Annotated in this window: 14 protein-coding genes; 6 read left to right on the top strand and 8 right to left on the bottom strand. The window is 40.3% G+C overall.

Translation table 11 applies throughout. The features are described from left to right. Positions 1–72: 72 nt before the first annotated feature. The 7 genes from yidC to CXF93_RS16785 form a co-directional block, all read right to left on the bottom strand. Positions 73–1,716 (bottom strand): membrane protein insertase YidC, encoded by a 1,644-nt coding sequence (gene yidC, locus CXF93_RS16815; RefSeq protein WP_101063680.1) that lies wholly within the window; start codon positions 1,714–1,716, stop codon positions 73–75. A 7-nt stretch (positions 1,717–1,723) separates the two neighbouring features. After that, positions 1,724–1,975, bottom strand: coding sequence for a membrane protein insertion efficiency factor YidD (gene yidD / locus CXF93_RS16810; RefSeq protein WP_075472414.1), 252 nt, complete (start codon positions 1,973–1,975; stop codon positions 1,724–1,726). Next, entirely contained in the window at positions 1,942–2,265 is a 324-nt protein-coding gene (rnpA, locus tag CXF93_RS16805) for a ribonuclease P protein component (RefSeq protein ID WP_369832227.1), read from the bottom strand. Before rnpA ends, yidD begins: the two co-directional genes overlap by 34 nt. Positions 2,266–2,307: 42 nt before the next feature. Continuing rightward, a complete protein-coding gene (rpmH, locus tag CXF93_RS16800; protein ID WP_006034071.1) occupies positions 2,308–2,442 on the bottom strand; it encodes a 50S ribosomal protein L34 in 135 nt (44 codons plus the stop codon). 372 nt (positions 2,443–2,814) lie between these two features. Beyond that, the gene (locus CXF93_RS16795; RefSeq protein WP_101063679.1) at positions 2,815–3,549 is read right to left on the bottom strand and encodes an amino acid ABC transporter ATP-binding protein; all 735 of its coding nucleotides are present in this window, start codon (positions 3,547–3,549) and stop codon (positions 2,815–2,817) included. A gap of 1 nt (position 3,550) precedes the next feature. Then, a complete protein-coding gene (locus CXF93_RS16790) occupies positions 3,551–4,195 on the bottom strand; it encodes an amino acid ABC transporter permease (RefSeq protein ID WP_198551698.1) in 645 nt (214 codons plus the stop codon). Positions 4,196–4,216: 21 nt separating this feature from the next. Beyond that, on the bottom strand, positions 4,217–4,969 hold the full coding sequence (locus CXF93_RS16785) for an amino acid ABC transporter substrate-binding protein (RefSeq protein WP_101063677.1): 753 nt from the start codon (positions 4,967–4,969) through the stop codon (positions 4,217–4,219). Between the two features lie 261 nt (positions 4,970–5,230). On the opposite strand from CXF93_RS16785, the gene dnaA reads away from it, so the two are divergent. From dnaA to gyrB, 4 genes are all read left to right on the top strand, one after another. Continuing rightward, the gene (gene dnaA / locus CXF93_RS16780) at positions 5,231–6,613 is read left to right on the top strand and encodes a chromosomal replication initiator protein DnaA (RefSeq protein ID WP_101063676.1); all 1,383 of its coding nucleotides are present in this window, start codon (positions 5,231–5,233) and stop codon (positions 6,611–6,613) included. Positions 6,614–6,678: 65 nt separating this feature from the next. Continuing rightward, positions 6,679–7,779: a DNA polymerase III subunit beta gene (gene dnaN, locus CXF93_RS16775; RefSeq protein WP_101063675.1), complete on the top strand. Its 1,101-nt coding sequence runs from the start codon at positions 6,679–6,681 to the stop codon at positions 7,777–7,779. A gap of 7 nt (positions 7,780–7,786) precedes the next feature. Then, the gene (gene recF, locus CXF93_RS16770; protein ID WP_101063699.1) at positions 7,787–8,872 is read left to right on the top strand and encodes a DNA replication/repair protein RecF; all 1,086 of its coding nucleotides are present in this window, start codon (positions 7,787–7,789) and stop codon (positions 8,870–8,872) included. A 23-nt stretch (positions 8,873–8,895) separates the two neighbouring features. Then, positions 8,896–11,313, top strand: coding sequence for a DNA topoisomerase (ATP-hydrolyzing) subunit B (gyrB, locus tag CXF93_RS16765; protein ID WP_101063674.1), 2,418 nt, complete (start codon positions 8,896–8,898; stop codon positions 11,311–11,313). A gap of 110 nt (positions 11,314–11,423) precedes the next feature. On the opposite strand, the gene CXF93_RS16760 is transcribed toward gyrB, so the two are convergent. Next, positions 11,424–12,701 carry a valine--pyruvate transaminase gene (locus tag CXF93_RS16760; protein WP_101063673.1) on the bottom strand — a complete coding sequence of 426 codons (1,278 nt, stop codon included), beginning with the start codon at positions 12,699–12,701 and terminating at the stop codon, positions 11,424–11,426. Between the two features lie 346 nt (positions 12,702–13,047). Between CXF93_RS16760 and CXF93_RS16755 the strand changes: the two genes are divergently transcribed. Together CXF93_RS16755 and CXF93_RS16750 are read left to right on the top strand one after the other, a co-directional pair. Further along, positions 13,048–14,667, top strand: coding sequence for an AAA family ATPase (locus tag CXF93_RS16755; RefSeq protein WP_101063672.1), 1,620 nt, complete (start codon positions 13,048–13,050; stop codon positions 14,665–14,667). A 5-nt stretch (positions 14,668–14,672) separates the two neighbouring features. Beyond that, entirely contained in the window at positions 14,673–16,082 is a 1,410-nt protein-coding gene (locus CXF93_RS16750) for a hypothetical protein (protein ID WP_101063671.1), read from the top strand. Positions 16,083–16,216: the final 134 nt, after the last annotated feature.

Here is a 16,216-nt window from a genome sequence, read left to right as displayed (position 1 = left end):
ATTACCCGAAGATAGTAGATTTTTTAGATGAAAAAAGGCGGCACAAGGGCCGCCTTGATAAGATTAGCAAGCTTATTTCTTGCTATGCAAACCTTGTTTTTCCAGCGCTCGGAAAATAATAGTTTGTTGGATAATTGTAACTACGTTACTCATTAACCAGTATAGAACTAGACCTGCAGGGAACCACAAGAAGAAGAAAGTGAACATGACAGGCATGAACTGCATCACTTTCTGCTGCATTGGATCCTGAACTTGTGTCGGAGACATTTTCTGGATCATGTACATAGTAACACCCATTAATAGCGGTAATACGTAGTACGGGTCTTGTGCAGATAAATCATTAATCCACAGTGCGAATGGTGCGTGGCGTAATTCCACACTTTCCATTAATGCCCAGTATAACGAGATGAAAATAGGCATTTGGATGATCATTGGGAAACAACCACCTAATGGATTTACTTTCTCTTCTTTATACAATGCCATCATTGATTGCGACATTTTTTGTTTGTCGTCGCCACATTTTTCACGTAATGCAGTTAATTTAGGTTGTAGTAAGCGCATTTTTGCCATTGACGTATATTGCGCTTTTGTTAGCGGATACATAGCACCACGCACGGTAAACGTGATCATGATTACTGCAATACCCCAGTTACCCACTAAACCATGGAAGAACTGTAGTAATTTAAAGAGCGGTTGAGCAATGAACCATAACCAGCTGTAATCAACAGTAAGGTCAAGACCTTCAACTAATTGACCCATCTCATCTTGTAGTTTTGGACCAAGCCAAAGTTTAGCTGAGATAGTAGCTTCGCTGTTTGCTGCAATTGCTTCAGCCGGTTGTTTGAACCCGATAATTGCTTGACCCTGAGTAAATTCAGTACGGCCAATGTTCAGCGTGTAGAAGTGGTTAAGACTGTCGCCTGGGATCCAAGCTGTTACAAAGTAATGTTGTAACATGCCAACCCAACCAGCAGCGGTTGTCCGGCTTAGGTTTGCATCGCTTATATCACTGAAATTGTATTTTTCATAACGTTTATCTGTCGTACCAAGTGCGGCACCACGATAAGCTTTCATCATCATACTGCTGCTTTCGTCAGTGCCAAGATCAATATTTTGTTTTAACTGACCGTACATTTGCACCGAAATTGCGTTAGCAGATTGGTTATTTACGTTATAGCTTACTTCAATGTCATAACTGCCACGTGTAAGGGTAAATACTTTCGTAAATTGAACCCCACTTGCATCTGTATATGACAGTGGGATACTCAATGTATCACCTGAAATTGTGAAGTCTTGTGCTGTCGTCGTATATTGTGGACGACCATTAGCGTTTGCATCTGGACCGTTCGCGCCAATAAGACCACTTTGTGCAACGTAAACATTGGTTGCATCATTTTGTAATAACGTGAAACGCTCTTCTGCATCTAACTCTGTTGCATGTTCAAGTAAGTCTGCACGAACAATATCACCACCTAACGTGTCGATAGTTAGTTGAAGTACGTCTGAACTGATGGTAATCAGATTGTTTGATTGCTCGCTGATAGGTGCGTCAGTTGATGAGTCACTGCCTGCTGGTACATCGCCAGTTAAACCATTGATGATAGCTTGAGTCGTTGTTGGTACTGCAACCGGGTTGTCTTTATTTTGCCACTCGGTGAATAGCAAAAAGCTGACAAACAATAATCCGATGACAAGTAAATTACGTTGGGATTCCATAATCTAATTAATCTCTTTGTTTGGGTTCAGGTACAGGATCGTAACCATGTTTATTACTAAAAGGATGACATATTAATAGACGTTTGGCTGTGAGCCAACAACCTTTTGTAAATCCGTGGAGTTTTATTGATTCTATCGCGTATTGAGAACACGTTGGAGTGAAGCGACAGCGAGGACCAATCATCGGACTAATGAATAATTGGTAACCTCGTATTAATTTGGTGCCTAACCATTGCAACGGCGACAAAGTTTGCGCCATAACTTCTCCAATAATGCATCGATTTCTGCATTTTCCAAGTTTGCAATACCAGATTTAGCGATAACCACGATATCAACATTCGGAAAATTATGATGGCGTGTCCGAAAACTTTCTCTAATTAGACGCTTAACTCGGTTACGGCCGACAGCAAGTTTAATTGCTTTTTTAGGTACAGCTAAACCAAGACGAGTATGTCCAAGTGAGTTATTTTTGGCAAGTATAGTTATATGAGGTGAGGCAGATCGCACAGGGTCTGCGAATACGTTTTTGAAGTGTTCGGGAGTTAACAAACGTAACTCCCGAGGAAAGCTCTTATCTATCACGTCTGATAATTAAGCGCTTAAAGTCTTACGACCTTTTGCACGGCGACGTGCAAGAACCTTACGGCCACCTACAGTTGCTTTACGTGCGCGGAAACCGTGTGAACGTTTACGCTTAAGGTTACTTGGTTGAAAAGTACGTTTCATAGCTTTATCCGTTATAAATTAACTGTACAGTTATGTTGAGTCAGTCAAGAAATAATGACCGGTCGTCAACTTGACTAACACAAAAAGAGGCGGAATTTTAATCATTGTTGTAAAACAAGTCAATAATTAATCAATATTCACCTCGTGAAAATAGCAATATCATACATAAATTCGATATTCTCGGCCGATTATTATGCGATTGGATACATGACATAATTGGCTAAATTCTTATCAGTATAGATAAAAATTATAATTCGGTTTAATAATTGCTGTTATTCCAATCTGATCACAAGGGATCAAGCGGGGAATTATACAGGCTATTTACTAACTAACAAGTCAGCACTGCTAATTTATCCACTTTATAGCGCCTGATTATTGATTTACTCGCTGTAAAAATGTACGAGTACGGGGATCTTGCGGATTATTAAAGATCATATCCGCGGATCCTTGCTCAACAATCTGACCTTGATCCATGAAAATTACCCGGTCTGCGATCTCTTTTGCAAATTGCATTTCGTGCGTCACAATCAGCATAGTTTGCTTTTGTTTGGCTAGCTGGCGCATTAACCCGAGTACCTCACCGACCCACTCTGGGTCTAATGCAGACGTGGGTTCATCAAACAAAATGACCTTACTTTGTGCCGCCATTGCCCGGGCAATGCCGATACGTTGTTGTTGACCACCTGACAGTGCAGAAGGGTAGTAGTCTTGCTTATCTGCTAAGCCAATGCTTTTCAGGATAGTCTGCGCTTCTTGTTTGGCGACCTCTGGCGACTTACCTCTGACGGTAATTAAGCCTTCAGTAATATTCTGCAGCGCCGTTTTATTGGCAAACAGGGCATAGTTTTGAAATACGAACGCGGTTTTTTTGCGTAATTCTGTAATTTGTTTTTTAGTGGCACTATTGGCATCAACAATTAAGTCATCAATGGTAATCGTCGCGCTTGTTGGCTGCTCTAGAAAGTTAAGACAGCGTAACAGTGTTGATTTACCTGTGCCTGAGGGGCCGATGATAACCGTTGTTTCGCCTTCTTTGATATCCAAATCAATTTGGCGCAATACCACGTTATCACCAAAATGCTTACTTAGATTAGCAACTTTGATCATGTTAATACGCCTTGTTGAGGTAACGTTCTAACTGTGCTTGTACTTGTGTAAAGATAAGTACTACCGCCCAGTAAATCAGCGCAACAGCAAGGTAACTTTCGAAAAAGTAAAAGCTTGATGAGGCTTCCATTTGGGTTTTTGCCATTATCTCTGTCACACCCAAGGTAAACGCTAACGAGGTACTTTTAATCATATCGATAAAGTAATTCATCAATGATGGGGTGGCAATACGTGCTGCTTGTGGTAGGACGATACGGCGCATTGCTTGACTGGTGGTCATGCCGGTACTTAATGCGGCTTCCATCTGCGATTTATCCACAGCCATGATAGCGGCGCGAATGCTTTCTGCTTTGTAAGCGGCAAAGTGCAGTGTTAAGCCTATCACTGACGCAGTAAAAGCGTCCATGTTAATCAATATAGGGAATACGCGAGGCAGACCGTAATACAACAAAAACAGCTGCACAAGGAGCGGGGTGCCACGAAAAAAAGAAATAAATAACATCGCTAATTGGTTGAGCACAGGTAGTTTGAACGTGCGTACAACCGCTAAGCCAATGGCTAATATGAGGGCAAAGACGACACCAATCAGTGCCATCTGCATGGTTGTCCCCAAATACTTAAACAGTATCGGGAACAGGTTCAGCATGTATTCAAAATTAAATTGCATTTATTTTACAGTGATATCCGTTGAGAACCATTTTTCTGAAATTGTTGCAAGGGTGCCATCTGCACGCATGTTATCGAGTGTCGTATCTACTTTCAAACGTAGCGTATCTTGTTTTTCTGTTTTCAAAAATGGCATTGCATTTTCGATTGTTTCAAACGTTGGGCCAGCGAGTTGCAACGGTAATGGTGATTTGTTGATTAATTCAAGTGATGATAAACGATCCATCACAAATGCGTCTGTACGCCCTAATGCTACATCACGTTCAATGCCAGTGTCGTAAGTTTTAATCGTAATGTTGTTGTCAGTATCGTATTTGCGTAATAAATCAGCAAAATTTGAACCTAAATTTACGCCAACGGTCTTGTTTGCTAAATCGCTAATACCGTTAATGCTGGTGTTGCCTTTTTTCACTACAACTTGGGCACCGTCATACACGTAGGTTTGGCTAAATGCATATTTAGCGGTACGTGCTGGCGTGATTGTGACTTGGTTGGAAATTGTGTCGATACGACCGGTTTCTAACATCCCAAACAGACCGGAAAAGTTTACTGTAATGAATTCTACTTTTGCATCATTACGCTTGGCGATCTCGTTCCATACATCAACTTCAAAACCTTGTAGCTGATCATTTTTTGAAAAAGTGAAGGGGAAGTAGTTGCCTGACATGCCGACTTTAAATGTTTCTTGAGCGTGTGCCACGCTTGTTAATGTTGAGCTTACAAGTACAGCAGCTGCTAATAATAGTTTTTTCATGGTCCATCCTGTTGACGCGAATTATATGTTAATGCGTGCATGATATTCTAATGTAAATTGAATTATAAATAGCGTTTAGTTATAAGTAATTGCTAAAAGATAGCGTGATTAATTATATTTACCGTTTTTATTGTTCGTATTCACACGTTATCGGTTTTTATTTTACTTTTGTGTGGATAACTGTTTATTCATGCTAGCGCTTATGCACAATTAGCAGTAAAATAATGCATTATTCTTTATTATTAATCTGGAGTGTGGAGAGTGTCAGTTTCTCTTTGGCAGCAATGCCTTTCGCGCTTACAAAATGAGCTTTCTGCTACTGAATTCAGTATGTGGTTACGCCCTCTGAAAGCCGAACTTACCGATAGTACTCTCACCTTGTATGCTCCGAACCGTTTTGTACTTGATTGGGTTCGTGATAAGTACCTCAATTCAATTACCGCATTATTCGACGAATTTTGTGGTGCTGACGCGCCAATCTTACGTTTTGATATTGGTGGCAAACCAACGACAGTCACGCAACCGACAACGAGAATTGATCGTGTGGTGACAGCCAAAGTGGTTTCAAGACCACAACTGGATCCGTGGGAATCTAGCTCGCCACAACAACCTGCGATTAATCACCGCAGCAATGTAAACCTTACTTACACCTTTGAAAATTTTGTCGAAGGTAAATCTAACCAATTAGCACGTGCAGCTGCGCAGCAAGTAGCTAGTAATCCGGGCGGCGCCTATAACCCGTTATTCCTATATGGTGGTACCGGTTTAGGTAAAACGCATTTATTACATGCGGTTGGTAATGGTATTAAAGCGCAAAAAGCTAATGCTAAAGTAATTTATATGCATTCAGAGCGCTTTGTGCAAGACATGGTTAAAGCCCTGCAAAATAATGCCATTGAAGCGTTTAAAAATTATTACCGTAGTGTTGATGCTCTACTCATTGATGATATTCAATTCTTTGCTAAAAAAGAACGTTCACAAGAAGAGTTTTTCCATACCTTCAATGCACTACTTGAGGGTAATCAGCAAATTATTCTTACTTCTGATCGTTATCCAAAAGAAATTGATGGTGTCGAAGATAGATTGAAATCACGTTTTGGTTGGGGTTTAACCATTGCCATTGAACCTCCAGAACTGGAAACGCGTGTTGCTATTTTAATGCGTAAAGCGGTAGAAAGTAATATTCACTTACCTGATGAAGTGGCATTCTTTATTGCTAAACGTTTACGTTCAAATGTACGTGAACTGGAAGGGGCATTGAATCGCGTGATCGCTAATGCTAACTTTACCGGTCGTGCTATTAATATTGATTTTGTCCGTGAAGCATTACGTGATTTATTAGCGTTGCAAGAGAAGTTAGTGACGATTGATAATATTCAAAAGACAGTGGCTGAGTATTATAAGATTAAAATGGCGGATTTATTATCTAAGCGTCGTAGTCGTTCTGTGGCAAGACCGCGTCAAATGGCGATGGCATTAGCAAAAGAATTAACCAACCACAGTTTACCGGAAATCGGTGATGCGTTTGGTGGTCGTGACCATACTACGGTACTTCATGCCTGTCGTAAGATAGTGCAACTGAAAGAAGAAAGTCACGATATTAAAGAAGATTATTCGAACTTGATTAGAACCTTATCTTCATAAAAAGCGTCGTAAAGCGCATCGTAAAAATACGTGGTAAAAAATCGTCGACAAAAAGGTTATATTAAATGCAGTTTACAATTAATCGCGAAGCATTATTACGACCGTTACAGTTGGTATCGGGTGCCTTAGGTAATCGTCCAACGTTACCGATCTTAGGTAATGTGTTACTTGATGCCAAAGAAGGTAAGTTATCGTTAACCGGTACCGATCTGGAAGTTGAACTCATTGGCCAAGTTAATCTTGAGGGTGAGTATGCAGAAGGGCGCACTACGGTACCGGCGAAGAAATTCCTCGATATCTGTCGTGGTTTACCTGATGGTGCACAAATTCAAGTAACTTACGCTGCTGATCGTATTGTGGTTAAATCTGGACGTAGTCGTTTTTCACTATCGACATTGCCAGCCACTGAATTCCCAAATATTGAAGATTGGGAAAATAATATCGAATTTGACCTGCTGCAAGGTTCATTACGTCGATTGATTGATAATACCCAGTTTTCGATGGCGAGTCAGGACGTACGTTATTATCTTAACGGTATGCTATTTGAAACTGAAGGCAATATATTACGTACTGTGGCTACCGATGGACACCGACTAGCCGTAGCAAGTTGTGAACACGATGCCAACTTAGCACAGCAACAAGTGATAGTGCCGCGTAAAGGTGTGCTGGAGTTGGTGCGCTTGCTAGACAGTGAAGAAGACACTGTGAAGATCCAATTAGGCAGTAATAACATTCGTGCTATCACTAGTGGTTTTGTTTTTACCTGTAAATTGGTCGATGGTCGTTTTCCTGATTACCGCCGGGTATTACCAAAGAATGCCGATAAGATGTTAATATCGGGTCGTGAAGAATTGAAACAAGCATTCTCACGCGCTGCCATTTTATCGAATGAAAAATTTCGTGGTGTACGTTTGAATATGAATCAAGGTCTGTTGAAAATCACCGCCAATAACCCTGAGCAAGAAGAAGCTGAAGAGTTACTTGATGTTGAGTTTGGCTATGATGAGTTAGAGATTAGCTTCAATGTGAGTTATGTGTTGGATGTATTAAATACGCTGAAATGTGACAAGGTTAAAATGTCATTATTGGATGCCAATAGCAGTGCTTTGATTGAAGATGAGCAATCTGATCAAGCTTTGTATGTTGTTATGCCAATGCGGTTATAAGTTTAAGATGGCACTGGTTAAGTTAAATCTCTCTGATTTTCGTAATATAAAAAACGCATCCATACAACCGGCTGCGGGTATTAATATTATTCTTGGTGAGAACGGCAGTGGTAAATCAAGTGTACTTGAAGCCATTCATTACCTTGGCTTAGGGCGCTCTTTTCGCACCCACTTAACCAGTCGTGTTGTGCAACATGGAGAGAAAGATTTCACGCTTTTCTCACAATGTCAGCAGTTCTTAAACGATGAACAGATCACCACTATCGGTTTAAAAAAATCAAAAAATAGTGATACAGAATTAAAAATTGCTGGGCAAAAAGCAGAACGACTCGCTGAGTTACCCGGTATATTACCGTTACAATTAATTCACCCTGAGAGTTTTACCTTACTTTCAAGTGGCCCTAAATTACGTCGACAGTTTGTTGATTGGGGCGTGTTCCACGTGGAACCTGAGTTTTTTGCAACGTGGGCTAAATTAACCCGATTATTAAAACAGCGAAATGCCATTCTAAAGTCAGGCAAGCGTTATGCAGAATTAGCATATTGGGATAAGGAGTTTGCAGTCCAAGGGACTATTATTGCGCAGATGCGCCGTCGTTACCTTGAACAGCTAAATCCGATCATTAAATCTGCCTTGGCAGACTTCTTACCCGAGTATGACTTTGATATTCGCTACCATCCAGGATGGGATAGTGATATTGAGTTAACCGAATTATTAAAACAAAATTTTATGCGCGATCAGCAGCTAGGTTATACTAGCCTTGGTCCGCAAAAAGCGGATATCCGAATTAGAGCGAACGGAGTACCGGCACACGATATTTTATCGAGAGGTCAATTGAAATTGGCCGTGTGCGCAATGCGATTAAGTCAGGGACTTTTTTTAAGTCAGCATAGCAACAAGCGATGCACTTTTTTAATCGATGACTTTTCTTCAGAACTGGATGTCAGTAAACGGAAGTTGCTGGCGCAGTATTTGATTGAAAGTAAGGCTCAAGTATTTGTTACGGCTATTGAGAAAAGCCAAGTAGCAGCTCTCTTAACGGAAAGTTGTAAAATGTTCCACGTGGAACATGGCAAATTAACTGAATTTTAAATATAAAGGCGCGAGAGCTCACTATGTCTGAAAATAATTACGACTCTTCAAGTATTAAAGTACTGAAAGGCTTGGACGCGGTGCGTAAGCGCCCCGGTATGTACATTGGTGATACGGATGATGGTTCTGGTTTACACCACATGGTATTCGAGGTTGTAGATAACTCTATCGATGAAGCATTAGCGGGTCACTGTACTGATGTTGTTGTCACGATACACGAAGATGGTTCTGTATCGGTTAGTGATGATGGCCGTGGTATTCCTGTTGATATTCATGAAGAAGAGGGTGTCTCTGCTGCCGAAGTTATTTTAACGGTACTGCATGCCGGTGGTAAGTTCGATGATAACTCATATAAAGTATCAGGTGGTCTTCACGGTGTTGGTGTTTCTGTTGTAAATGCATTATCAGAAAAATTAGAATTAACCATTTATCGTCACGGTCATATCCATCAACAAATTTATCGTCATGGTGTACCACAAGCTCCAATTGGTGTGATTGGTGATATTGATACTACGGGTACTGTATTACGTTTCTGGCCTAGTCATGAAACCTTCACTAATACATTATTCCATTATGATATTTTAGCAAAACGTTTACGTGAGTTATCTTTCTTAAACTCTGGCGTATCAATTAAATTAATTGATGAGCGTGAAGACGGTAAATCTGATCACTTTGTATATGAAGGTGGTATTAAGGCATTTGTTGATTACTTAAACGTAAACAAAACGCCAATTAATAAAGAGGCTTTCCACTTCTCTACAGAACGTGAAGATGGCATTACCGTAGAAGTAGCAATGCAGTGGAACGAGGGGTTCCAAGAAGGCGTTTATTGCTTTACCAATAATATCCCACAACGCGACGGTGGTACTCACCTTGCTGGTTTCCGTGGTGCATTAACGCGTACGCTAAATAATTACATGGAAAAAGAAGGCTTCTTGAAAAAAGCCAAGACTTCAAGTGCGTCAGGTGATGATGCGCGTGAAGGTCTAACTGCGGTTATTTCAGTGAAAGTACCTGATCCTAAGTTCTCTTCACAGACAAAAGATAAACTGGTTTCTTCAGAAGTTAAATCAGCAGTAGAACAATCAATGGGTGAAAAACTAGCAGAATACCTGTTAGAAAATCCGAAAGAAGCTGCAACGGTTGTCACTAAGATTATTGATGCATCGCGTGCACGTGAAGCTGCACGTAAAGCTCGTGATATGACTCGTCGTAAAGGTGCGTTAGATTTAGCTGGCTTACCAGGTAAACTTGCGGATTGTCAGGAAAAAGATCCTGCACTTTCTGAACTTTATATTGTGGAAGGTGACTCTGCTGGCGGCTCTGCTAAGCAGGGACGTAATCGTAAAAACCAAGCAATTCTACCATTGAAAGGTAAAATTCTAAACGTAGAAAAAGCGCGTTTTGATAAGATGTTATCTTCACAGGAAGTGGCAACGCTAATTACAGCAATGGGCTGTGGTATTGGCCGCGATGAATATAACCCGGATAAAACGCGTTATCATCAAATTATCATCATGACCGATGCCGACGTCGATGGTTCACACATCCGTACATTATTATTAACTTTCTTCTTCCGTCAAATGCCAGAATTGATTGAACGTGGTTATATTTATATTGCTCAACCACCGCTTTATAAAATGAAAAAAGGTAAACAGGAACGTTACCTTAAAGATGATGCAGATTTAACACAATATCTAACGACCATCGCATTAGATGGCGCAGGTTTATTTGTGAATAAAGACGCACCAGCTATTCAAGGTGCTGCATTAGAAGATTTAGTTAATGGTTACCGTAAGATTGAATCATTAATGACGAAGTTAAATCGTAGTTTACCAAAAGTGTTCACTAACGAAATGATTTACCAAGCGCCACTTACTGCTGAAATGCTTAACGATGAAGCGCTAACAAAAGCGTGGGCAGATGAAATTGTTTCGACATTAACTGCGAAGGAAGTGACTGGTACATTGTATTCTTCACGCATCGCTCAAGATGAAGAAAGCCAATTATTCTATCCTGTGTTTTCTGTTCGTCAGCATGGTCTAGATACTGAATATGACTTTACCCCAGGTTTCTTTAATTCAAAAGAATACGCGACACTGACTGGTTTAGGTATTGCTAATTTACTTGAAGAGGGCGCTTATATTAAGCGTGGCGAGAAGAGCCGTGAAGTACTTGATTTTGTTGAAGCGCTGAATTGGCTAATGGCTGAATCGAAACGTGGTAGTTATATCCAACGTTATAAAGGACTAGGTGAAATGAACCCAAGTCAGTTATGGGAAACTACCATGGATCCTGAAACGCGTCGCATGCTGCAAGTACGTATCGAAGATGCTGTTGCCGCCGATCAACTGTTCACTACCTTAATGGGTGATCATGTTGAACCGCGTCGAGAGTTCATTGAAGAAAATGCACTGAAAGTAGCTAACTTAGATTTCTAATTTAGTTTGTGATAATGCATTTTTAGCATAATAAAAAGGAGCCTAACGGCTCCTTTTTTGTATCTTCAGATTATCCAGTACTCGAATTATTACGCGAACGTTATAATCTATTAAGCTGTCGCAGTACTTATCACTACTGTTTCAGCGTAAGCTTTCTGTACTTCTTCAGCAATGACCTTGATACCACGTTGTACTGCATCATCTGGCTGTGAATAATTCATGCGGATACATTCATCAGTATGACGCCATTCTTCATCGAGACCGGGGAAGAAGTGATGACCCGATACGATGAGAACACCACGTACTTTTAAACGCTCATACAGTTCTTGGCTACTGATCGGTAGGTCTTTAAACCATAACCATAAGAAGATTGCACCTTCAGGTTTATGAATTCGGAAGCGTTCATCGGTAATGCTTTGTTGTAACCAATTCACCGCTTGCAACGCTTTAGCATGATAATAAGGTTTGATCACGTCTTCACTTAAGCTAATTATGTCACCTGACTCGACGAGGTTTTGCGCTAGCATTGGCCCCAAGCTTCCTGGTGCTAAATTGATAATACCGCTTAGATTAGAGATAGCAGAAATAACTTCCTCATTACCAATCACAATACCGCAACGTGTACCCGGTAAACCGAGTTTCGATAGGCTCATACATAAGATAATATTGTCGTTGTAAATAGGCTCTACCGGTTCAAAGATAATATTTGGAAACGGTGTACCGTAAGCGTTATCGATTAGCAGGGGAATGTTATGTTGTCTTGCTAACGTATCAAGACGCTGCATTTCTTCATCGGTTAATACATTACCCGTTGGGTTCGTCGGACGTGATACACAGATTAAACCTATATCTTCGGTAATATGTAGGTTGTCAAAATCAACATGGTATTTAAATAAACCATCATCGAGCAATTCTATTTTTGGTTTCACGGTTTCAAAGAAATCATCACTGAGTGCGGTATCGGTATAACCGATATATTCCGGTGCCAATGGGAACAGTACTTTCTTTTTCTTATTGCCAGCAAAGTCACCAGCAAATAAATTGAAGAGATAGAAGAAGGCGTTTTGACTGCCATTGGTGAGGGCGATATTTTTATCGGTTAATTCCCAGCCATAGGTTTTATTTAATAAGGTTGCCAGTGCTGTGGTGAAACTGTTCTTTCCTTGTGGGCCATCGTAATTGGACATGGCTGCCACGAGATCACCGCTGCTTAATAATTGTTGTGCTTCACTGTTAAAGCGTTCTAACATTTCAGGGATTTGAGCGGGGTTACCACCACCTAGCATGATGACATCATCACCGCTGCGGATACCTTCATTTAAATCATGCATTAACTGCGTGATCCCTGAGAATTGAGTAAATCTTTGACCAAACAATGAGAATTCCATATCAGCACTTCTTGTAATTATTTAAAGGGTAAACAACCAACATAGCGGAACTTGCAGCTGTTGTCGATAGTACCAGCGCGGCAAATTAATTTTTCTTAATGACGATGTTTCACGTGAAACAAATGTACTTTTACAGTGGACTATTCCGCTGATGTTCCACGTGGAACCCTACCTAAAAGAGGTATTATTATTCGCTGCTTATAGCAAAAAGGACTGAATATCAAAGCCGTAATAACAAAATAAAGAGTCTACGCATTATGTATTTATTGTCCGCGATAGATAAGGTAAGGTTGAAGTCCAACATTACAATAATAGCCTTTTAAAAAGGCATGAAGAGCTTATTCCTATGCAAAGAAATTTGTTATCAGAACGTATTGAAACCCTAATAGATCATCTTTCTTATGGTATTTATGAACGCCGAGATGCCATAAGATTATGTTTATTAGCGGCCTTGAGTGGCGAGAGTGTGTTTCTATTAGGCCCGCCTGGTATTGCTAAAAGTTTGATCGCCAAACGTATGATTGAAATTTTTGAAGATGAAAGCTACTTCGAATATTTAATGACTCGATTCTCAACCCCGGAAGAAATTTTTGGTCCGTTATCTATTAAAGCGCTAAAAGATGAGGGTAAATATGTACGCCTAACTAAAGGTTACTTACCTGAAGCGGAAGTGGTATTTCTGGATGAGATCTGGAAAGCGGGTCCGGCAATTCTAAATACCTTATTGACGGTGATTAACGAACGTACCTTCCATAATGGTATTGACCATCAGAAAGTACCGATGCGGGTTATTGTCTCAGCGTCGAATGAATTACCCAGTGCTGATTCTGGTTTAGAAGCCTTGTACGATCGAATGTTACTGCGTTTATATCTCGAGCCGATTCAAGACAAACGTAACTTCAAAGCCATGTTAATTCAAAAACCATTACGCCAAGTAAACGATAATATCCTCAAGGTGAGTAATGATGAGTTCGAACTTTGGCAACAAGAGATAAATCAAGTACGCTTGAGTGAGCATTGTTTTGAAATCATCTATGAGTTGAAATTATTTTTAGAGCAGCGTAATACCAGTGGTGATATGATCGAAAACGTTGTTTACGTCTCAGATCGTCGTTGGAAAAAATCCATGCGCCTGTTACAAGCCTGTGCTTACTTCAATGGCCGAGATGAAGTAACAGAGACTGATTTGTTCATTCTTAAAGACTGTATTTGGCATGATCTGGAATCGCGTGATGTGATTATTGAAGCCACCCATCAATTTGCCAGTAAACGTTTCTGTGACCAAGATGAAGTGAACTTGGCATTAGCCAGTATCAAGAGTCGTTTGATTAAACTCGATGATGAGTTTATTGATCGCTTTGCGACGCGATTAACGTCTGATGTGTTACTGACTAAGTTACGCTATAAATTAGACCGAGAATTTGTGCGTACGTCGAGCCTTAATGGCATCCCCGGTTTATGTAAGATTGCTTTATTGGGCGAGTACGATGTATTAGAGCAGGGCTCACAAGAAACGGCAAAATGGGTACATGTTGGTCTCGATGATTTCCAAAAACAGATAAAATCAGGTTCTTGTTTGGTGAAAGGTTATGTGAATGATCACCGTAACGATGTGTGGCTAAACTTTTCAGTGGATGCGAATCAGCATTTACAGGTGCAAAACTTTGCCAATAAGAGTATTCCTGTAGCTGTTATCATTGCTGATGCAGCTCTGAACATTGACGTAAATTGGTTACAACCGTTAGCAGAAATTGATAAAGAGATCTCGGTGATCGCGGATAAATTGAAAAAAAGTCAGCGTGAATTTAGCCTAACCAATCATAATATTTTTGTTAGCGACGACTTTATGGATGATGTGGCAAGCAGCCTAGGCTCATTATCATTAGAGCTAAACAATTTAGTTCAGCATAAAGCGTCATTGTTAAATCGTTTAAATGCCATTGCGCATTTATTTGAACAAGGCTAATTGGTATGGCTCATCCTCATAATCAAAGTCCTGCTATTCGACAGTTAGTTGATGATGCCTTGTTGGATATTACCGCGCATGATCGGGTAACCAGTGATATTAAATCGGCGTACATTAATGATTGGAAGCAGCAGGTCACTAGCTTATTAGCGGATATGCCATTGCCTCCAAGTTTAAGTAGTGAGATGCATTTATGTGAAACTGCTCGGCTATTGAGTCCGGCTAATTTCAGAAATAAGGTCGAAGGCATCCTCAGTAAGATAAAAGCTGACTCGTCATTCTATGATACCGGCTTAACCATCTATCAGCAAAATAGAACTATGTCCGATGATGTGTTCTTTGCGGTGTTTTTAGATAGTTGGCAGCAAGCCATAGAGTTGCAATTATATCAAGAACAAAGCCGGTTAATCGAAGAGCAACGAGAGCTGTTATTGATTGAGTTAGCGGAACGTGAAGAAACCATAGAGCAGTTAGAAGATGTGCTCGATAGTGATTTGTTATGTAGCGGTGAGCGTTTATGGGATCTGGCGAAAGGTAAGTTGACCCATCTTGATACTAAATTACTGCAGCGATACGCGGTGAATTTACGTAAGAATAAAGAGGTAAAGCAAATAGCCTCTGAGCTGGGAAGGATGGCACTTGCGCATATTAATCCCGAAGAAACGCCAAACAGTTATGAAACCTGGGTGCTGGATAATAGCTATCAAGACAATGTGCCGGATGACATGCAAGGCGTAACTTACAGTGATGAAATATCGCGGATGTTGCAAACTGAAGCGGTTAACTTAACGTTTCCAGAGTTAGAGATCATCTTTTATAAACGTTATCTTGAACGGCATTTATTAACTTATCAGTATCAAGGTGCGTTGCAGCAGTATAAAAAGATCACTCAGTATCGAGATATTACTGATGCTGATGAGCAAACCGGTGGGCCTTTTATTATTTGTGTTGATAGTTCAACATCAATGCAGGGCTTTCCGGAATTAACGGCAAAATCGATTTGTTATGCATTACTGCAAGTTGCCTTTGAACAAGGTCGTCAATGTTATTTGATGATGTTTTCTAACGAAGTAATCACTTTTCCAGTAACCCAAACTACCAGTCTAGCAACAATGTTGACCTTCTTATCATCCAGTTTTCGTGGTGGTACCGATCTACAGCCAGTGATTGAAAAGTCGCTGGAGCTAATGAATTCGGCACAATATAAAAATGCGGATACTTTAGTTATTTCTGATTTTATTGCCCAGAAGTTACCAACCCATGTGGCAGATAAAGTCAGAGCGATTAAGACGAAACAAAATCGTTATCATGCTATTTCATTATCACCGCAAGGTAATCCGGAGTTAATGAAAATATTTGATCATGTTTGGCGTTATTCGGCTGGCTTAACGGGGCGGTTGAAGAAAATAAAATAACCGATGTTCCACGTGGAACATAGTAATAATGTCAGTAAGGCATAGCGAATAGCTATCTATGTGTTGTGCATGTTGAGCTATAACATGTTGAGTTAAACAATAGATAATAAAAAGCCAGTATCAATGATACTGGC

The sequence above is a fragment of the Moritella sp. Urea-trap-13 genome (assembly GCF_002836355.1).
Lineage (GTDB): Bacteria > Pseudomonadota > Gammaproteobacteria > Enterobacterales > Moritellaceae > Moritella.
Note: the sequence above shows the minus strand (reverse complement) of the source record. Positions and strands in the feature narration are given on the sequence as shown.